The sequence below is a fragment of the Streptomyces sp. NPDC102467 genome (assembly GCF_044765445.1).
In the GTDB taxonomy this organism is placed as follows: domain Bacteria; phylum Actinomycetota; class Actinomycetes; order Streptomycetales; family Streptomycetaceae; genus Streptomyces.
In genome coordinates, this window is sequence record NZ_JBIWKA010000022.1 from 1 (window position 1) to 19,562 (window position 19,562).

16 protein-coding genes are annotated in these 19,562 nt (G+C 69.7%); 15 read left to right on the forward strand and 1 reads right to left on the reverse strand.

The features are described from left to right. Together ACIREE_RS36205 and ACIREE_RS36210 are read left to right on the forward strand one after the other, a co-directional pair. The coding region (locus ACIREE_RS36205; RefSeq protein WP_404162202.1) for an NADP-dependent malic enzyme at positions 1–798 on the forward strand (798 nt) is incomplete at its 5' end. A gap of 297 nt (positions 799–1,095) precedes the next feature. Further along, positions 1,096–1,377, forward strand: a complete 282-nt coding sequence (locus tag ACIREE_RS36210) for an HU family DNA-binding protein (RefSeq protein ID WP_016645140.1) — start codon at positions 1,096–1,098, stop codon at positions 1,375–1,377. Between the two features lie 344 nt (positions 1,378–1,721). On the opposite strand, the gene murA is transcribed toward ACIREE_RS36210, so the two are convergent. Then, on the reverse strand, positions 1,722–3,062 hold the full coding sequence (gene murA, locus ACIREE_RS36215; protein WP_404162204.1) for a UDP-N-acetylglucosamine 1-carboxyvinyltransferase: 1,341 nt from the start codon (positions 3,060–3,062) through the stop codon (positions 1,722–1,724). A gap of 253 nt (positions 3,063–3,315) precedes the next feature. Between murA and ACIREE_RS36220 the strand changes: the two genes are divergently transcribed. From ACIREE_RS36220 to mycP (ACIREE_RS36280), 13 genes are all read left to right on the forward strand, one after another. Beyond that, a complete protein-coding gene (locus ACIREE_RS36220; RefSeq protein ID WP_404162206.1) occupies positions 3,316–3,876 on the forward strand; it encodes a YqgE/AlgH family protein in 561 nt (186 codons plus the stop codon). A gap of 52 nt (positions 3,877–3,928) precedes the next feature. Further along, a complete protein-coding gene (locus ACIREE_RS36225; protein ID WP_363193321.1) occupies positions 3,929–4,225 on the forward strand; it encodes a DUF3039 domain-containing protein in 297 nt (98 codons plus the stop codon). 224 nt (positions 4,226–4,449) lie between these two features. Further along, positions 4,450–5,748 (forward strand): extracellular solute-binding protein, encoded by a 1,299-nt coding sequence (locus ACIREE_RS36230; RefSeq protein ID WP_404162209.1) that lies wholly within the window; start codon positions 4,450–4,452, stop codon positions 5,746–5,748. Then, a complete protein-coding gene (locus ACIREE_RS36235) occupies positions 5,745–6,638 on the forward strand; it encodes a carbohydrate ABC transporter permease (RefSeq protein WP_404162212.1) in 894 nt (297 codons plus the stop codon). The genes ACIREE_RS36230 and ACIREE_RS36235 overlap by 4 nt, the downstream gene beginning before the upstream one ends. After that, complete coding sequence (locus tag ACIREE_RS36240; RefSeq protein ID WP_404162215.1) at positions 6,635–7,498, forward strand: carbohydrate ABC transporter permease; 864 nt, start codon at positions 6,635–6,637, stop codon at positions 7,496–7,498. The genes ACIREE_RS36235 and ACIREE_RS36240 overlap by 4 nt, the downstream gene beginning before the upstream one ends. A 1-nt stretch (position 7,499) precedes the next feature. Then, entirely contained in the window at positions 7,500–9,125 is a 1,626-nt protein-coding gene (locus ACIREE_RS36245) for a beta-N-acetylhexosaminidase (protein WP_404162218.1), read from the forward strand. Between the two features lie 375 nt (positions 9,126–9,500). Then, entirely contained in the window at positions 9,501–10,397 is an 897-nt protein-coding gene (locus ACIREE_RS36250) for an FAD binding domain-containing protein (RefSeq protein ID WP_404162220.1), read from the forward strand. Then, positions 10,394–12,160 carry a 2Fe-2S iron-sulfur cluster-binding protein gene (locus ACIREE_RS36255; protein WP_404162223.1) on the forward strand — a complete coding sequence of 589 codons (1,767 nt, stop codon included), beginning with the start codon at positions 10,394–10,396 and terminating at the stop codon, positions 12,158–12,160. The genes ACIREE_RS36250 and ACIREE_RS36255 overlap by 4 nt, the downstream gene beginning before the upstream one ends. Continuing rightward, positions 12,157–14,493, forward strand: a complete 2,337-nt coding sequence (locus ACIREE_RS36260; RefSeq protein WP_404162226.1) for a xanthine dehydrogenase family protein molybdopterin-binding subunit — start codon at positions 12,157–12,159, stop codon at positions 14,491–14,493. The genes ACIREE_RS36255 and ACIREE_RS36260 overlap by 4 nt, the downstream gene beginning before the upstream one ends. Positions 14,494–14,683: 190 nt before the next feature. Then, positions 14,684–15,214, forward strand: coding sequence for a hypothetical protein (locus ACIREE_RS36265; protein WP_404162228.1), 531 nt, complete (start codon positions 14,684–14,686; stop codon positions 15,212–15,214). Next, entirely contained in the window at positions 15,215–16,915 is a 1,701-nt protein-coding gene (locus ACIREE_RS36270) for a translation initiation factor IF-2 (RefSeq protein WP_404162231.1), read from the forward strand. A gap of 4 nt (positions 16,916–16,919) precedes the next feature. Next, positions 16,920–18,287: a type VII secretion-associated serine protease mycosin gene (gene mycP / locus ACIREE_RS36275; RefSeq protein WP_404162233.1), complete on the forward strand. Its 1,368-nt coding sequence runs from the start codon at positions 16,920–16,922 to the stop codon at positions 18,285–18,287. 25 nt (positions 18,288–18,312) lie between these two features. Beyond that, entirely contained in the window at positions 18,313–19,557 is a 1,245-nt protein-coding gene (gene mycP, locus ACIREE_RS36280; protein ID WP_404162235.1) for a type VII secretion-associated serine protease mycosin, read from the forward strand. The last annotated feature ends 5 nt before the right edge of the window (positions 19,558–19,562 follow it).

Here is a 19,562-nt window from a genome sequence, read left to right on the forward strand (position 1 = left end):
ATCTCCGCACCCCGCTGCTTCGAGATCGAGGCCCGGCTGCGAGAGGCCCTGGACATCCCCGTCTTCCACGACGACCAGCACGGCACCGCGATCGTGGTCCTCGCCGCCCTGACCAACGCGCTGCGCGTGGCGAACAAGGCGATCGGCGACATCCGCGTCGTCATGTCCGGTGCGGGCGCGGCCGGCACCGCCATCCTCAAGCTCCTCCTCGCGGCCGGCGTCAAGAACGCGGTCGTCGCCGACATCCACGGCGTCGTGCACGCGGACCGCGAGGACCTGAAGGACGCCAAGAGTGACTCGCCGCTGCGCTGGATCGCCGACAACACCAACCCCGAGGGCCTGACCGGCACGCTGAAGGAAGCGGTCGTCGGCGCCGACGTCTTCATCGGCGTCTCCGCGCCGAACGTCCTGGACGGCGCGGACGTCTCGGCCATGGCCGAAGGGGCCATCGTGTTCGCGCTCGCGAACCCGGACCCCGAGGTCGACCCGGCGATCGCCCGCGAGACGGCGGCAGTTGTCGCCACGGGCCGCTCCGACTTCCCCAACCAGATCAACAACGTCCTGGTCTTCCCCGGCGTCTTCCGCGGCCTGCTCGACGCCCAGTCGCGTACGGTCAACACGGAGATGATGCTGGCGGCCGCGACGGCCCTGGCCGACGTGGTCACCGAGGACGAACTCAACCCGAACTACATCATTCCGAGCGTCTTCAACGACAAGGTCGCGGGCGCCGTCGCAGGCGCTGTGCGCACCGCCGCGAAGGCCGCCGGAGTGGTTGTGACGGGTACCACGACCGTTTGAGGCCCGGCGCGTCGTGGAATGCGGGGCTGGTCGGGCCCTCTAGGGTGGCCGGGAAGCAGGCCCCCTGACCCGCCCAGTCCCAGGGTGATGAGGCTTTCCGCGTGCCCCCCACGGGTGCCGGATTGGCTTTACCGCCGCTGGTGGGGGCAGGATGCGTCTTCGGGCGCGAGGGTCCGGACAACGGACCCGGGTCCTGGGCCTGACCGAGACCCTGGCAGCATCGGCTTCGCTGTTGCCCAACATGCGGCTCGTCCGTATGGCACGCCTCAACGGCAAGAAGAACACGGGAGTACAAAAATGAACCGCAGTGAGCTGGTGGCCGCCCTGGCCGACCGCGCCGAGGTGACCCGCAAGGACGCCGACGCCGTGCTGGCCGCGTTCGCCGAGACGGTCGGCGAGATCGTTGCCAAGGGCGACGAGAAGGTCACGATCCCCGGCTTCCTGACCTTCGAGCGCACCCACCGTGCCGCTCGCACCGCTCGTAACCCGCAGACCGGCGAGCCGATCAACATCCCGGCCGGTTACAGCGTGAAGGTCTCCGCGGGCTCCAAGCTCAAGGAAGCCGCCAAGGGCAAGTAAGTCGCAGGGGCTGGTAGGTCTCAGCCTTCTCAGCCCTGCTCTGGCAGCGGAAGGGCGGTCACCCGAGTGCGGGTGACCGCCCTTCGGCGTGTCTCGTGCGGCCGTCGGCGAAAGCCGGTGAGGAAGCGCCGTGAGAAGGCGCTGTGAGAAGGCGTCAGCCCGCCGCGAGAGCGGCCGCGACGCCTGCCGGGCTCACTTGGTCGGCGGTCATGCCGCGCGGCCCGTACCGGGCGCCTGAGCGGCCGCCGGACCTGCCCCCAGCTGCGGGTACGCCGATGGGGGCCGCCCGGACATCCGGACGGCCCCCATCGACGTACAAGATCAGGACGGCTGCTGGCGCACGACTAGCCCAGGGCCTTCCCCGGCAGCTCGACCTTCGCGCCGAGCTCGACGAGCTTCTCCATGAAGTTCTCGTAACCGCGGTTGATCAGGTCGATGCCGTGCACCCGGGACGTGCCCTGCGCGGCGAGCGCCGCGATCAGGTACGAGAAGCCGCCGCGCAGGTCGGGGATGACCAGGTCGGCGCCCTCCAGCTTGGTCGGGCCCGAAACGACCGCGGAGTGCAGGAAGTTGCGCTGGCCGAAGCGGCAGTCGGAACTGCCCAGGCACTCGCGGTAGAGCTGGATGTGCGCGCCCATCTGGTTCAGCGCGGACGTGAAGCCGAGGCGCGACTCGTACACCGTCTCGTGCACGATCGACAGGCCCGTGGCCTGCGTCAGGGCCACGACCAGCGGCTGCTGCCAGTCGGTCTGGAAGCCCGGGTGGACGTCCGTCTCCAGCGCGATGGACTTCAACTGGCCACCGGGGTGCCAGAAGCGGATGCCCTCGTCGTCGATCTCGAAGGCGCCGCCGACCTTCCGGTACGTGTTGAGGAACGTCATCATCGAACGCTGCTGGGCGCCGCGCACGTAGATGTTGCCCTCGGTGGCGAGCGCCGCCGACGCCCAGGACGCCGCCTCCAGGCGGTCGGAGAGCGCGCGGTGGGTGTACCCGCCGAGCGTGTCGACACCCGTGATGCGGATGGTGCGGTCGGTGTCCATCGCGATGATCGCGCCCATTTTCTGCAGGACGCAGATCAGGTCCTCGATCTCCGGCTCCACGGCCGCGTTCGAGAGCTCCGTGACGCCCTCGGCGAGCACCGCGGTCAGCAGCACCTGCTCGGTGGCGCCGACCGAGGGGTAGGGCAGCTGGATCTTGGTGCCGCGCAGGCGCTGCGGGGCCTCCAGGTACTGGCCGTCCGCGCGCTTCTCGATCGTCGCGCCGAACTGCCGGAGCACCTCGAAGTGGAAGTCGATCGGCCGGCCGCCGATGTCGCAGCCGCCGAGCCCCGGAATGAACGCGTGGCCGAGGCGGTGCAGGAGCGGTCCGCAGAGCAGGATCGGGATCCGGGAGGAGCCCGCGTGCGCGTCGATGTCGGCGACGTTCGCCGACTCCACGTGCGAGGGATCCATCACCAGTTCGCCCGGTTCCTCACCGGGGCGGACCGTCACGCCGTGCAGCTGCAGCAGGCCGCGTACGACCCGGACGTCGCGGATGTCCGGGACATTGCGCAGTCGGCTCGGAGCACTGCCGAGCAGCGCGGCGACCATGGCCTTGGGCACCAGGTTCTTCGCGCCGCGGACACGGATCTCGCCCTCCAGCGGGGTTCCGCCGTGGACAAGCAGTACATCGTCGGTGACGGTCATGAATCTCGCGTTCCGATGAGGTGGGCAGGGGGCCAAGGGATAAGGGTAAGGGCGCGGAGCCGTGTGCTTGGAAGCCCAAGGACGCCTGGAACCGTCATGACTTCGCTACAACACGAACCGTTGCGAACCGGACACATGGGGTGACGGGGCGTGTCGCGTGCGCCCCGTGCGCTTCGATCCGCGCTGAGCTGCGCGCATGCGGGTCTTGCGCTTGCCTCCCCGCGCGCGGGCAATGTGCGGGATCATGTCTGGCATGACCGAGGTGTCCTCGCTCACAGGGCGACTGCTCGTGGCCACACCCGCCCTCGCGGACCCGAATTTCGACCGTGCGGTCGTCCTGCTCCTCGACCACGACAAGGGGGGCTCGCTCGGTGTTGTCCTCAACCGGCCGACCCCGGTGGACGTCGGCGACATCCTGGAGGGCTGGGGCGACCTGGCCGGTGAGCCGGGTGTCGTCTTCCAGGGCGGCCCGGTCTCGCTCGACTCGGCGCTCGGCGTCGCCGTGATCCCCGGCGAGGAGGGCCCGCTCGGCTGGCGCCGGGTGCACGGCGCGATCGGGCTCGTCGATCTGGAGGCGCCGCCGGAACTGCTCGCGGCGGCGCTCGGCTCGCTGCGGATCTTCGCCGGCTACTCCGGCTGGGGCCCGGGTCAGCTGGAGGGTGAGCTGAGCGACGGCGCCTGGTACGTCGTCGAGTCGGAGCCGGGGGACGTGTCCGCGACCCGGCCCGAGGGGCTGTGGCGCGCGGTGCTGCGCCGTCAGCGCGGCGAGCTGGCGATGGTGGCGACGTACCCCGACGATCCCTCGCTCAACTGACGGCGCCGGTGGCCCTTCGCGCTGCGGGCGGGCTTCAGTACCCTTGGCCCTTATGAGCACTCTTGAGCCCGAGCGCGGGACAGGTACGGGGACCCTCGTAGAGCCGACGCCGCAGACGTCGCACGGCGACGGCGACCACGAGCGCTTCGCCCACTATGTCCAGAAGGACAAGATCATGGCGAGCGCGCTCGACGGCACTCCGGTCGTCGCGCTCTGCGGCAAGGTGTGGGTGCCGGGCCGTGACCCGAAGAAGTATCCCGTGTGTCCCATGTGCAAGGAGATCTACGAGTCCATGGGCGCGGGCGGCGACAACGACAAGGGCAAGGACGGCGGCAAGGGCGGCAAGTAGGCGCCCCTCTTTCTCTTCCACGAGGCCCCTGGTGTGCGGTGACGCACAGCAGGGGCCTCTGTGCGTCGGCAGGTGTCTTCGGATGCGCGCCCGCGTCTTTGGTCTCACGTAAACCATTGCGCTCACTGGTCCAGTCCTTCTAGCCTCCATCCTGTTGTGCACAGCGAAACACCCATTGCGTATGTTGCAACGACACTCCGGAGGCGTTTCCGATGAAGCTCCCTGTGAAGCTCTCAGTTCGAACTGCCGTTCCCCTCACGGCACTTGTTCTCGCGGCCACCGCCTGCGCCCCCGGCACCTCCGACACCAGCGGCTCGTCCAAGGACGAGAAGAGCGGCACGCTGCGCGTCTGGCTCTTCCAGGAGGTCAACAACACGCCCAAGAAGAAGGTCGTCGACGCCACGGTCGACACCTTCCAAAGAGCGCACAAGGGCGCGAAGGTCCAGGTCGAGTACATCCCCGTCGAGACCCGCGCCGAGAAGATCAAGGCCGCGTTCAACGACCCGAAGAGCGCGCCCGACGTCATCGAGTACGGCAACACCGACACCGCCGGATACGTCAAGGACGGTGGACTCGCCGACGTGACCCAGGAGTTCGGCACGTGGGCCGACGCCAAGGACACCGACCCGACCGCCAAGGAGTCCGTGACGGTCGACGGGAAGATCTACGGCGCCCCGTACTTCGTCGGCGTCCGCGCGCTCTACTACCGGACCGATGTGTTCAAGGAGTTGGGCGTCGGCGTACCCAAGACGCAGGCCGAACTCGCCGCCACCGCCAAAAAGATCCACAAGGCCAGGCCCGAGCTGTACGGCCTCGCCGTCGGCGGCGCGTACACCTACGGCGCCATGCCGTTCATCTGGGCCAACGGCGGTGAACTCGCCGAGAAGAAGGGCGAGTCGTACGTCTCCGCCCTCGACAGCCCCGCCGCCCGCAAGGGCATCAAGGCCTACACCTCGCTCTTCGGCGACACCAACTGTCCCGCCGCCAAGTGCGCCGGCATGGGCGGCAACGACACCGTCACCGCCTTCGCCTCCGGCAAGGCCGCCATGGCGATCGGCGGCGACTTCAGCCACCAGGCCATGGAGGACGGCGCGGTGAAGGGGAAGTACGCCGTCGTACCGCTGCCGGGCGTCAAGGCCGGCGAGATCGCGCCCGCGTTCGCCGGGGGCAACAACATCGGCGTACTCAAGAGCACCGCGCACCGCACGCTGGCCGTGGACCTGATGGAACAGCTCGCCGGCAAGAGCGCACAGCGCGCCCTCTTCTCCGGGATGGGCTTCCTGCCGACCTACACCGACGTCCGCGCGGACGTCGCCAAGCAGGAGCCGTTCGTCGCGCCCTTCGTGAAGACGCTCGGCGCCGGAGCCAAGTTCGTGCCCGCGTCGCCCGCCTGGGCGAAGATCGACGCCTCGCTCGTCCTGCCGACCATGTTCCAGGAGGTCGTCAGCGGCCGTAAGGACGTGGCAGCGGCCTCCGGTGACGCCGCGAAGAAGATGGACGACGCGTTCGGGGCCGCCGGGTGAGCTCCGTGCGGGCGCGGGGCGGGGGATGGGCTCCCTGGCTCTACCTCGCCCCCGCCCTCGTCCTCCTCGGCGGCCTGCTCGTCTACCCGATCTACCAACTCGGCCTGATCTCCTTCCTGGAGTACACCCAGGCCCAGGTCAGCGGCGGCGAACCGACCACCTTCGAAGGCTTCGGCAACTACCAACACCTCTTCGCCGACAGCCAGTTCTGGCAGGTGCTGCTCTCCACCGTGCTGTTCGCGGCGGCCTGCGTCGTCTGCACCCTGCTCCTCGGCTGCGCGCTCGCCGTGCTCCTCACCCGCGTACGGTCCCTGCCACGCCTCGCGCTGATGCTCGCCGCGCTCGGCGCCTGGGCCACCCCGGCGATCACCGGGTCCACCGTCTGGGTGTTCCTCTTCGACCCGGACTTCGGCCCGGTGAACAAGGTGCTCGGACTCGGCGACTTCTCGTGGACGTACGGGAGGTTCAGCGCCTTCGCGCTCGTCCTGCTCGAAGTGGTCTGGTGCTCCTTCCCGTTCGTGATGGTCACCGTGTACGCGGGCATCCGCGCGATCCCGGTCGAAGTGCTCGAAGCGGCCTCCCTCGACGGGGCCTCGCAGTGGCGGACCTGGCGCTCGGTCATGGCGCCGATGCTGCGGCCGATCCTCGTCGTCGTCACCATCCAGTCGATCATCTGGGACTTCAAGGTCTTCACGCAGATCTACGTCATGACGAACGGCGGCGGCATCGCCGGACAGAACCTCGTCCTGAACGTGTACGCCTACCAAAAGGCTTTCGCAGGCAGCGAATACAGCCTCGGCTCGGCGATCGGCGTCGTGATGCTCGTCATCCTGCTCGCCGTCACGCTCGTCTATCTGCGGCTGATGCGCAGAGAGGGGAGGGAGCTGTGAGCTTTTCCAGTACAAGAGCGGTGCGTGCCCTGCGTATCCGGCGGCCCTGGCGACTCGCCGCCGAGGCGTCCGCGCTGCTGATCGCCCTGGCGGTCGCCTTTCCCCTCTATTGGATGGTGCTCAGCGCCTTCAAACCGGCGGGCGAGATCGAATCGACCGAGCCACGGCCATGGACCCTTTCGCCGTCGCTCGACTCCTTCCGGCGCGTGTTCCAACAACAGGAATTCGGCCGGTACTTCCTCAACAGCGTCATCGTGGCGGGCACCGTCGTGATCGTCTCGGCACTGGTCGCGTTTCTCGCGGCGACGGCCGTGACCCGCTTCCGTTTCCGGTTCCGTACGACGCTGCTCATCATGTTCCTCGTCGCGCAGATGGTGCCCGTGGAGGCGCTCACCATCCCGCTGTTCTTCCTGATGCGCGACTTCGGACAGCTCAACACGCTCGGCTCGCTGATCCTGCCGCATCTCGCCTTCTCGCTGCCGTTCGCGATCTGGATGCTGCGCGGCTTCGTGAAAGCCGTTCCGGAAGCACTGGAGGAAGCGGCCTACCTCGACGGCGCGAGCCGCGCCCGCTTCCTGTGGCAGATCCTTTTCCCGCTCGTCTTCCCCGGCCTGGTGGCGACGAGCGTCTTCTCCTTCATCTCCACCTGGAACGACTTCCTGTTCGCGAAGTCGTTCATCATCAGCGACACGTCCCAGTCGACGCTGCCGATGGCCCTGCTCGTCTTCTTCAAACCCGACGAGAACGACTGGGGCGGAATCATGGCAGCCTCGACAGTGATGACCATTCCGGTACTGGTTTTCTTCGTACTCGTACAGCGGCGCCTGGTGTCCGGGCTCGGCGGCGCGGTTAAGGACTGAAGTGTCTGACGTTCCCCTGGATCTCATTCCGGCGCCCCGCCGACAGACGCGGGACGGCGACGGCTCCTATGTGTTCGACAGCGGTACGGGGATAGCGGCGGGGGAGGGGACCGAGGACACCGCGCGCTGGCTGCGCGCCACGCTCGGCGCCGTCACCGGGCTCGCGCTTCCCCCGACGGACGCGGGTGACGGCATACGCCTGTCGCTCGATGCGGCCCTGGAGCCGGAGAGCTACCGGCTGCGCGTCACGGACGCGGGCGTCACCATCGAGGGCGGCGCCGCGGCCGGTGTCTTCTGGGGCGCCCAGACGCTGCGCCAACTCCTCGGCCCCGACGCCTTCCGCAGGGCCCCGCTCACCCGCGACCGGCAGTGGACCGTGCCGCACGTCAGCGTCGAGGACAGCCCCCGCTTCGCCTGGCGCGGCAACATGCTCGACGTCGCCCGGCACTTCATGCCGAAGGACGGCGTACTGCGCCACCTCGACCTGCTGGCCGCCCACAAACTCAACGTCTTCCACTTCCACCTCAGCGACGACCAGGGCTGGCGCGTCGAGATCAAGCGCTATCCGAAACTCACGGAAGCCGGCTCCTGGCGCAAGCGGACGAAATGGGGCCACCGCGCCTCCGAACTCTGGGACGACACACCGCACGGCGGCTTCTACACCCAGGACGACATCCGCGAGATCGTCGCCTACGCCGACGCACGGCATATCGCGGTCGTCCCCGAGATCGACCTGCCGGGCCACTCGCAGGCCGCCATCCACGCGTATCCGGAACTCGGCAACAGCGATGTCGTCGACACGTCCTCCCTCCCCGTCTGGGACACCTGGGGCGTCAATCCGAACGTACTCGCCCCCACTGACAGCACCGTCCGCTTCTACGAGGGCGTCTTCGAGGAACTGCTCGACCTCTTCCCGTCGACGTTCATCCACGTAGGCGGCGACGAGTGCCCCAAGGACCAGTGGAGGCAGTCGCCGACGGCGCAGGCCCGCATCAAGGAACTGGGCCTCAAGGACGAGGACGAACTGCAGTCCTGGTTCATCCGGCACTTCGACACCTGGCTGAGCGAGCGCGGCCGGCGTCTCATCGGCTGGGACGAGATCCTCGAAGGCGGTCTCGCGCCCGGCGCGGCGGTCTCGTCCTGGCGCGGCTACGGCGGCGGCATCACCGCCGCCAAGGCGGGCCACGACGTCGTCATGTGCCCGGAGCAGCAGGTCTACCTGGACCACCGGCAGGCGCCCGGTGAGGACGAGCCGGTCCCGATCGGCTTCGTCCGCACCCTGGAGGACGTCTACCGCTTCGAACCGGTTCCGGCGCAGCTGACCGAGGACGAGGCGCGGCACGTGCTCGGCACCCAGGCCAACCTGTGGACCGAGGTGATGGAGAACCAACGGCGCGTCGACTACCAGGCGTTCCCGCGCCTGTCCGCGTTCTCAGAAGTGGCGTGGAGCGAGCTGCCCGCCCCCGCCGAGCGCGACTACGCGGACTTCGAGCGCCGAATGACCGCCCACTACCTGCGCCTTGACGCGCTGGGTGTCGACTACCGGCCGCCGGGCGGCCCGTTGCCGTGGCAGCGTCGCCCCGGTGTGCTCGGACGCCCGAAGGAAGGGACACCTCCGAACGTGTGAGGCCCGCCCTCGGGCGGCGTGTTCAGGGGGCGCGGTCCGCGGCCGCGCCCCTTCTGGCGGGGCCGCGCGTGATCGGCCGCGCCGCGGCCCCGGTCACCTCGGCCGCCTCATACGTCACCGAAGAGTGTCAATTCGCCCTTGCCGGTGATCGGCTGTCATATCGGTCATCTCCCAGGTGGAAGGGGCGAATGCCTCCTACCGGACCCCCTCTCCGGGTGCCGGGGAAGATGTGCCAGAGTTGCCACGTCCGGCCTGTCAGCACGTACCGTACGGCGGAACAGGCGTAACGGCGGGAACGGCGGTCACGCACCACTCCACGCGGGGACCACCGAAGCTGCCGGGCGCACGGCCGGACATCGGGAAGGGGCAGCCGGTTTGACCACTCACGCACCGCAGGCGACACAGGCCGCGGTACTTCCGAGTTCGCTGGACGAGGCCGTCGCGGCGCTCGCGGCCATGCCCGCCGCCGTGCCCGTGGCCGGCGGCACCGACCTCATGGCCCAGGTCAACGCGGGTCAACTCCGCCCCGCGGCCCTCGTCGGCCTCGGCCGGATCAGCGAGATCCGCGGCTGGCAGTACCAGGACGGCCACGCCCTCCTCGGCGCCGGCCTCACCCACGCCCGCATGGGCCGCCCCGACTTCGCCGCGCTCATGCCCGCCATGGCCGCCTCCGCGCGCGCCGCGGGCCCGCCCCAGATCCGTAACGCCGGCACACTCGGCGGCAACATCGCGTCGGCCGCCCCGACCAACGACACGCTGCCCGTACTGGCCGCCCTGGAAGCCACGTTGATCATCGCGGGGCCGCAGGGAGCGCGCCGCGAGGTCCCCGTCTCGCACCTGCTGGCCGGCATGGAGATGCTGCGCCCGGGCGAACTCATCGGCTTCGTGCGCGTACCGCTGCTGCACGCCCCGCAGGTCTTCCTCAAGGCGACGGGCCGCACCGGACCCGGCCGGGCCACCGCGTCCGTCGCGCTGGTCCTCGAACCCGCCCGGCGCGCCGTGCGCTGCGCCGTCGGGGCCATCGCGCCGATGCCGCTGCGCCCGCTGGAGGCCGAGCAGTGGGTGGCCTCGCTCATCGACTGGGACGGCGACCGCGGAGCGCTCGTGCCCGAGGCCGTGCAGGCGTTCGGCGAGTACGTCGCCGCGGCCTGCATCCCCGACCCGGCCCCCGCTCCGGACGGCACGCAGGAGACGCTGCCGGCCGCCGTACTGCATCTGCGGCGCACCGTCGCCGCGCTGGCCCGACGTGCACTTGGGAGGGCGCTGTCGTGACGAACGAGTACAACGGACCCGATTCGGGCGCCGCACCGGACGTGGACGGCTGGCAGCCGCTGCCCCAGAACGAGTACGACTCCGACGCCACGGCCTTCGTGCAACTGCCCCCCGACGGCTTCCCGGGCGCCGCACCGCTCGCCGCGCCCGGCCACGGCTACGTGCCGCCGCAGATAACGGTGAGCCCGGCCACGGGTGCCGCCGCGACCGACCCCGGCGCGACCGGCGTGTGGGTACTGCCGCCCGAGCTGACGGGGATGGGTGCGGGTGCGGGTGACGGCGGGGGGCAGCAGCCTTCCGGCCCCGCGGGCCATCAGGTGAGCTGGCCCGCGGCGCATCCCGGGCCGGGCACGGAGGCGCAGCACCAGCATCCTTCTGAGCCGTATCCGCACCCCCTTCGGGATGTGCCGCACTCGGAGCCGCAGTCGCAGCCCCACTCGCAACCCGACTCACAGCCCCACTCGCAGCCACAGTCGTACGGCCTCGCGCAGGCCGATACGGGACAGTGGTCCATCCCGGTCGCGACCGGCGAACTCCCGGAGGAATCAGGGGAGTTCACCACTTCCTCGCTGGCCACCCAGTGGGGCGACCGGATGCCTCCCGCGACGCTGCCGGGCGGTGCGGCGGCCCCCTGGGCGTCGGAACCGTGGGCGCAGCCGGACGAGGCGCCGGAGCCCGTGGTGGAGCCCGAGCCGGAGCCCGAGCCGGAGTTCGTGGTGGAGGAGGCCGAGGAGCCTGTTGCGCTTCCGCCTGAGCCCGAGCCCGAGCCCGAGCCCGAGCCCGAGCCCGAGCCCGCGCCGGAGCCGGAAGCCGACGTAGAAGCAGGAGCGGTGGCTGGAGCCGCGGAGGCCGAGGCGGAAGCCGCCTCCGAAGCCGGGGCCGAAGCCGAGGCGGGTCCGGAGCAGGAGTTCGCGCCGGACGCGGCACCGGAACCGGCACCGGATGTGGAACCGGCACCGGAACCGGATGCGGCACTGGCGCCGGATGGCGCGTCGGCGCCGGAACCGGAGGAGGCGGACGAGGGAGCCGCCCCCCCGACCACCTCCCCCCTCCACGACGACCACCCGGTGGCCAGCTACGTCCTCCGGGTCAACGGCACCGACCGCCCCGTCACCGACGCCTGGATCGGCGAGTCGCTTCTCTACGTGCTGCGCGAGCGCCTCGGCCTCGCCGGCGCCAAGGACGGCTGCTCGCAGGGCGAGTGCGGCGCGTGCAACGTCCAGGTGGACGGCCGTCTCGTCGCCTCCTGCCTGGTGCCCGCGGCGACCACGGCGGGCAGCGAGGTCCGCACGGTGGAGGGCCTCGCCGACGAGGGCGGGGCCTCCGATGTGCAGCGCGCGCTGGCTGCCTGCGGCGCGGTCCAGTGCGGCTTCTGCGTTCCCGGCATGGCGATGACGGTCCACGACCTCCTCGAAGGCAACCCGAGCCCCACCGACCTCGAAGCCCGCCAGGCACTGTGCGGCAACCTGTGCCGTTGCTCCGGCTACCGCGGCGTGCTCGACGCGGTACGACAGGTCGCCGACGAACGGCAGACATCGGTGGAGACGGCGGACGCGACCGCCGAGGACAGGCCGCGCATCCCGCACCAGGGAGGCCCGGCCACCCACGAAGCCATCCAGAACATCCAGAACTTCCAGAACACGCAGCACACGCAGCACACGCAGAATGTTCAGGACATCCAGGACATCCAGGACATCCAGGGTGCTCAGGGCGTTCACGATATTCACGATATTCGCGACACTCGGGACGGAGGCCGGGCGTGAGCAGTGAGACGACGGAGGCTCCCGCGACCCCCGAAGCGGAAGAGATCCCGCACGGACTCGGCACGACCCTGCCCGCGGTGGAAGCACGCGCCAAGGCGGAGGGCACGTTCCCCTACGCCTCCGATCTGTGGGCCGAAGGCCTCCTCTGGGCGGCGATCCTGCGCTCACCGCACGCGCACGCACGCGTGGTCTCCATCGACACCACCCACGCGCGCGACATGCCGGGCGTCCGCGCCGTCGTCACGCACGAGGACGTCCCCGGCGGCCCGCTCTCCGGCCACCGCACGGCCGACCGTCCGGTGTTCGCCTCCGAGGTCGTACGCCACCACGGCGAGCCCCTCGCCGCGGTCGCCGCCGACCACCCGGACACGGCCCGCATGGCGGCCGCGGCGATCATCGTCGAGTACGAGATCCTCGACCCGGTCACCGACCCGGAGAAGGCCTTCGCGGCCGAACCCCTGCACCCCGACGGCAACCTGATCCGCCACATCCCGCTCCGGCACGGCGACACGGAGGCGACCGGCGACATCGTGGTCGAGGGCCTCTACCGCATCGGCCGCCAGGACCCGGCCCCCATCGGCGCCGAAGCGGGCCTGGCGGTACCCCGCCCCGACGGCGGCGTGGAGCTGTACATCGCGTCGACCGACCCGCACGGCGACCGCGACGCGGCTGCGGCCCGTTACGGCCTCGACCCGGACCGGGTGAAGGTCGTGGTCACCGGAGTCCCGGGCGCGACGGCGGACCGAGAGGACCAGAGCTTCCACCTCCCGCTCGGCCTGCTGGCGCTGCACACCGGTTGCCCGGTCAAGCTGACGGCGACCCGCGAGGAGTCCTTCCTGGGCCACCCGCACCGCCATCCCACCCTCCTGCGCTACCGCCACCACGCGGACGCGGACGGCAAGTTGGTGAAGGTGGAGGCCCAGATCCTCCTCGACTCGGGCGCCTACGCCGACACGTCATCGGACGCGCTCGCGGCAGCGGTCGCCTTCGCCTGCGGCCCCTACGTCGTCCCCCACGCCTCGATCGAAGGCTGGGCGGTGCGCACGAACAACCCGCCCTCCGGTCACGTACGAGGCGAGGGCGCACTGCAGGTCTGCGCCGCCTACGAAGCCCAAATGGACAAGCTGGCAAAGAAGTTGGGCGTCGACCCGGCGGACCTGCGCATGCGCAACGTCCTCGCGACCGGCGACGTACTCCCCACCGGCCAGACGGTGACATGCCCCGCTCCGGTGGCCGAACTCCTGGACGCGGTACGGGACTTCCCCCTCCCCGCACTCCCCAAGGACACCCCGGAGGAGGACTGGCTGCTGCCCGGCGGCCCCGAGGGCGCTGGCGAGCCCGGGGCGGTCCGCCGCGGCGTCGGCTACGGCATCGGCATGGTGCACATGCTGGGCGCGGAAGGCGCCGACGAGGTCTCGACAGCCACGGTCAAGGTCCAGAACGGCGTGGCCACGGTCATCTGCGCCGCGGTGGAGACCGGCCAGGGCTTCACCACCCTCGCCCGCCAGATCGTCCAGGAGACGCTGGGTATCGACGAGGTCCACGTCGCCCCCGTCGACACGGACCAGCCACCGGCTGGCCCGGGTTGCCGAGGCCGCCACACATGGGTCTCCGGCGGTGCGGTCGAACGAGCGGCGAAGATGGTCCGCACGCAACTGCTCCAGCCGCTGGCCCACAAGTTCGGCATGTCCACAGAGCTCCTCCAGATCGCCGACGGCAAGATCACCTCGTACGACGGAGTCCTCTCGACGACGGTCGAAGAGGCCATGGACGGCAAGGAGTTGTGGGCCACGGCGCAATGCCGCCCGCACCCCACGGAGCCCCTCGACGCCGCGGGCCAGGGCGACGCCTTCGTAGGCCTCGCCTTCTGCGCGATCCGCGCCGTAGTAGACGTCGACATCGAAATCGGCTCGGTCCGCGTGGTGGAACTCGCGGTGGCGCAGGACGTCGGCCGGATCCTCAACCCCGGCCAACTGGCGGCCCGCATCGAGGCAGGCGTCACCCAGGGCGTCGGCGCGGCCCTCACGGAGAACCTCCGCACCCCGAAGGGCGTGGTCCGCCGCCCGGACCTCACCGGCTACGCCCTGCCCACGGCGCTCGACGCACCGGACATCCGCATCGTGAAACTGGTCGAGGAGCGGGACGTAGTAGCCCCCTTCGGAGCCAAGGCGGCCAGCGCGGTCCCGGTGGTCGCGTCCCCGGCGGCGGTGGCCTCGGCGGTCCGTGCGGCAACAGGCCGCCCGGTAAACCGCTTGCCGATCCGGCCGCAGGCGGCGGTGGTGACGGAGGCGTCGCCGTCCGGCATCAGCAGCGGCGTGGAGTCAACTGCCTGACGCCCTCGGGGGTTGCCACCGCTTCCTGTTACCGGTCGTATCGTTCTGTGACGTGATGTGCGTTGCCTCTGCATCGTGACGCCTGTGAACTGTCAGTGTCTCTGGCTAAAGTTGATCCCAGACTTTGGCCTCGACGTTGACTGCGCGCGAGGCACGGGGAAGCACGGGGGAACGGGGAGGTACGTACGCGATGGCGGACGACAAGGGCGGCGGCCTGGGAGGCTTGGTGTTCCACGCGGTCGAGGCCGCGAAGGACGCGGCCGGGGACATCGTCACGGAGCTGGAATCTTTCACCAAGTTCCAGCAGCGGGTGGATCAGCTGGTCAAGGACCTCAAGGGGTCACCGGCGGATTCGAAGAAGCTGGGGAACGAGCCCTTGGCCCGGGCGCAGTTCGGTGGCGGCGAGGGGGCGTTCAAAGAGGCGTCCGGTCTCTACACGTCGTACCAGACGGTCATCACCGACCTGGAGAACCTGTCCAAGTTGCTGTCCGACTCCATCGAGGGCATGGGCATCGCGGTCATGATCTCGCATCAGGGTTACGAGAATCTCGACGAGGACGTCAAGCGTCGGGTGCAGCGGATCCGTGCGGAGACAACCGAGCACTACGGCGGCCCTTACGTGCCGGACAGCCGCAAGGTGACCAAGCAGGACGGTGGCGCTGACGGCCATGGTGGCGGGGCGAGTCAGCCTTCGGACGAGGCTTCGGGGGGAGCGATCTAAATGGCAGAAGCACCGATCGACGGCGGCAGCGGCGGGGGCACGCAGTTCACGAGCATGAGCCACGAGCAGATGCTGGAGTGGCTCGACCAGGCGAGCAGTGGCGAAATTCAGGCCGCGGCCGACAATCTCACTGCGGCTGCCAAGGAGATCCATAAGATCGCGGCTGAGCTCAAAGTCCGTCCTCAATGGGTCACTTGGAAGGGTGAGGGGGCAGACTCCTTCCGGGAGTGGGCGGGCAAGCTGGCCAACGCGACGCTCGGTCTCGGCGACTTCAGCGAAGGGTCCGCCAAGTGGATGGGCGAGGCCGCCAACGCCATCTCCACAGCCCAGGCGTCCATTCCGAGAGACAAGAAGTCGGCTCAGGCCAACCTGGACGCGGCGACGTCGGCACACAACGATCCGGACGCACGGTCCGTTGCCTCCAAGTCGTCGGGTGAACTCGCGGCGATAGCTGCCGACAAGGAGAAGGTGCGTCTCGAAGCGGCCGGCCACATGGACAAGCTGGGTCAGGCCTTCTCGCTCTCCTCGGGACAGATGGACCAACTGGCGCAGAGCAAGCCGAAGTTCCCGCCGCCCACGCCTTTCGTACCCGAGGACATCCAGCGCGGTGGCGACAGCAGCTATGGAGACGGCAGCCCTGGATCGGGGCCGTCAGCCACAGCGCGGACATCTCCTGACTCGGTGGGCCCACAGGCGATGCCACCGCGGGCACCCGGCGTAGACGCCACGGCGGACGGGCCTGTGCAGCGCCACGACACGATCAATCCGAACCGCCCGGGGCCGACCGTCGACGAAGCACCCACCCACTTGGGCATCGACACGGTAGGAACGCTCCCCGAAGCGACGCAGTCGCCAGCACCGACCGGTGGCCAGACGCAGAATGGGCCGACGGGCGGGGGCACAGGCACCGCGCCTCCCTCCACTGTGGGTACGGTTCCGCCGGTCTTCGGCACTCGGACGGGTACGACGCAGCCCGGCCGCGCCACGGGGGCAGGGCCGGTCGCGCGCGGGACATCGCCCGCGGGTGGCACCACGGGGACGGCCCGGCCCGGCAGCCCGTCTGCGGCGGGTACCACCGGGCGCCCGTCTCCCGTAGGGGCGCGCGGACCCATGACGAGCGGGCCGAACGGTGGGGGAGCCGGACGATCGGTGACGGGTGGATCCTCCGGCCGTGCGCCGACCAGCGGAGGCGTGGCAGGCGGGCGTCCTCAGCCCAATTCGGGCAGGCCCGCTACCGGCATTCCGCGCGGAACTGTCATGGGTGGCGAAGGCGCGACCGGTGGACGCGGGACGACCGTCGGCGGATCAAACCCGTCTGGCACGGGCGCGCGCGGGGCATCGACCGGACGGGCTACTGGGGCGCCGAGCGGCAAGGGCGGTGTGGTCGGCGGCCGATCCACGCAGAGCGGCCGTGCGAACGCCCGATCGTTCAGCCCTGGCGGTTCGGGGCTGGTGCGAGGTCAGGGCGGTGCCGGATCGTCGTCCGAGACTTCGCACGGCACAGGCCAGGCCGGACGTGGCGGTGGTGCGCCGGTCGGCTCCCGCCCTGGTAAGGAGCGGGACGAGTCGGGCACTGAACGTCCCGATTACGTCGTCGAGGACGAGGCGACCTGGCAGCCGGACGACGGGCGCAATGTACCGTCCGTCGTCGACAACGCTTCTGAGAACGTCGACAACGCTTCCAAAAACAGCGAGAGGTAGTCGGATGCCCGCCAGCAGGAATCGACACGGCCGTGCCGCAGTGGCCTCAGCGGCTCTCGGCCTGCTGCTGGTGGGTCTGGGCAGCGCCCCCGCACTGGCCGGATCGACGCGCGATGCGCAGTGGTATCTCACGGCCATGCAAGCGGAAAACATGTGGCGGACCAGCAAGGGCCAGGGCGTCACTGTCGCGGTGCTGGACAGCGGCGTCGAGACGGGTAACCCCGACTTGCAGGGCCGAGTGCTGGACGGGTTGGATCTCGCTCCCGAGGAAGCGGGGGACGAGCACACCGACTACAACGGACACGGCACGAGCATGGCGGGTCTGATCGCCGCGACCGGCGCGGCCGGTCCCGACCGCGGAGCTTTCGGACTGGCGCCGGGAGCCAGGATTCTCCCGATCCGCATTCCCGACGGAGGGAAGGCGAATAACCAGTTCCAGTCCTCCGCGCAGTTCGGCAAGGCCGGCTCCGATGGGATCCGTTACGCGGTGGACCATGGAGCGAAGATCATCAATATTTCCCTGGGACTCCTGGAGGGATCGACTCGGCTGACGGAAGCGGTGGACTATGCGTTGAAGAACGACGCACTGGTTTTTGCCGCAACCGGTAACAGCGGCAAGGAGGGGAAGCCTGTCGAGTTTCCCGCCGCCACGCCGGGTGTAGTCGGGGTAGGCGCTGTGGGCAAGGATCTGCGCAAGACCGCCGAGTCCACTTCCGGTCCCGAGGTGGACATCGCGGCTCCGGGCGATGAGATGGTGCACGCCTGCGGCAGCAAGAGCAGTGGCACGGGGCTCTGCACCGGTCACGGGACCAGTGATGCCACGGCGGTCGCCTCGGCCAGCGCGGCCCTGATCTGGTCCGAGCACCCGAACTGGACCAACAACCAGGTCCTGCGAGTCATGCTCAACACGATCGGTGCCCCGACCGACGGAGCCAAGCGCAACGACGCCATCGGGTACGGCATCGTCCGTCCCAGGGTTGCACTGAAGTCCCCCGGCGACCCGGGCCCGGCGAACGAGTACCCACTGCCGGACTATCCGGTGGGGGCCGGGTCACCGTCGTCCGATGCCTCGGAGGCGACTGGCGCACAGGTGCCTGAGGACAAGGGCGCCGACGGGGTGCAGCCGGACAGTGACAACACAGGATTGTGGATCGGCATCGGCGCGGGTGTCGCCGTTCTCGTCGCCGCAGGCGTGGCTGTCGCGGTGGTGCGCAAGCGACGGCGGGTCATGCCCCCCTCGCCCATGGATGCGCCCTATGGCCAGAGCCCGTACGGCCGGCCGTACAGCGCACCGCAACAGTTCACCGGACCGCAGGCGTACGGCCCTCCGCCCAGGCATGACCAGAATCAGCCGCCGCGCCATGGCGACTGAGCACGGCCGAGGGCGCAGGGTGGCTGTGGCGGCAGTGCTCGGCGTGATGCTGTGGAGCTTCGTTCACACGCCCGCGCAAGCGGCATCCACTCGTGATCAGCAATGGCATCTCACAGCGATGAAGGCAGAGGAGATGTGGCGCACGTCCAAAGGCATCGGCGTCACGGTGGCTGTCATCGGGTCCGGAGTCGCCGCTGCCAATCCTGACCTGCGAGGACGTGTCCTCGACGGCTTGGACCTGGCCGACGGTGTATCCGGGGACGAGCACAGCGATTACGACGGCAGTGGGACGGGCGCTGCCGGGCTGATCGCGGCGACCGGAGCGTACGGCGGTGGACAGGGTGCTTTCGGCCTCGCTCCGGGAGCCAAGATCCTTCCGGTTCGGTTGCCGGACCCGCGCAAGGCGAACATGCAGGGCGATGTCGACGCCCAGATGCTCAAAGTAGCCCCGAAGGGGATCCGGTACGCGGCCGATCATGGGGCCAAGGTCATCGACGTCGACCAGTGGGCCTACAAAGGCTCCGACCAGCTCACGGACGCGGTCGACTACGCCCTCAAAAAGGGAGCTCTGGTCTTCGCACCCGTCGGCAACGACGGGAGCCTCGGTAACGAGCTGACCTACCCTGCGGCAACCCCCGGCGTTGTAGGCGTGGGTGCCGTGGACAAGGACGGGCACGTCACCGGTGAGTCCGCCCACGGCGATCAGGTCGACGTCGTGGCACCGGGCAAGGACATGGTGCACGCTTGTGGGGGGAAGAGCGGACTCTGCAAAACGCATGGCACGCAGGATGCCTCCGCTCTGGCAGCAGCCGGCGCCGCTTTGATCTGGGCGAAGCACAAGGACTGGACCAACGACCAGGTCCTTCAGGTCGTCCTGAACACCATCAGCGGGCCGTCGAACGGCGTCGAGCGCAGCGAGTGGATCGGCTATGGTGCCGTCCGCCCGCGTATCGCGTTGAAAAACCCTGGTAATCCCGGTCCGGCGGACACTTACCCGTTGGGCGACTATCCGGTCGCCGAAGTGACCCACTTTCCCTCACCCGCTACCCCGCAGACCGAGAGCGGTGGTCCTGCGGCAGCCGACGGATCGACACGTGACTCCGGGCAGGTGCTGCTCTGGGCCGGTGTCGGTGTCGCCGGGGTCCTGGCAGGTGCGGGGATCGCTATTCCGGCTGTTCGTTCCCGTAAGCGTCGCTGCCCTACGCCCCTGCTGCCGCCCTACGCTCCTCACCCTCATGCTCGGGCCGACGGCGACGGGCGCAGACCCTGAACCCC

Excerpts from the sequence above, each read along its gene's own strand:
- mycP (WP_404162233.1), top strand. The coding sequence starts at position 16,920 with ATGCCCGCCAGCAGGAATCGACACGGCCGTGCCGCAGTGGCCTCAGCG.
- ACIREE_RS36270 (WP_404162231.1), top strand. The coding sequence starts at position 15,215 with ATGGCAGAAGCACCGATCGACGGCGGCAGCGGCGGGGGCACGCAGTTC.
- ACIREE_RS36265 (WP_404162228.1), top strand. The coding sequence starts at position 14,684 with ATGGCGGACGACAAGGGCGGCGGCCTGGGAGGCTTGGTGTTCCACGCG.
- ACIREE_RS36225 (WP_363193321.1), top strand. The coding sequence starts at position 3,929 with ATGAGCACTCTTGAGCCCGAGCGCGGGACAGGTACGGGGACCCTCGTA.
- ACIREE_RS36220 (WP_404162206.1), top strand. The coding sequence starts at position 3,316 with ATGACCGAGGTGTCCTCGCTCACAGGGCGACTGCTCGTGGCCACACCC.
- ACIREE_RS36210 (WP_016645140.1), top strand. The coding sequence starts at position 1,096 with ATGAACCGCAGTGAGCTGGTGGCCGCCCTGGCCGACCGCGCCGAGGTG.
- murA (WP_404162204.1), bottom strand. The coding sequence starts at position 3,062 with ATGACCGTCACCGACGATGTACTGCTTGTCCACGGCGGAACCCCGCTG.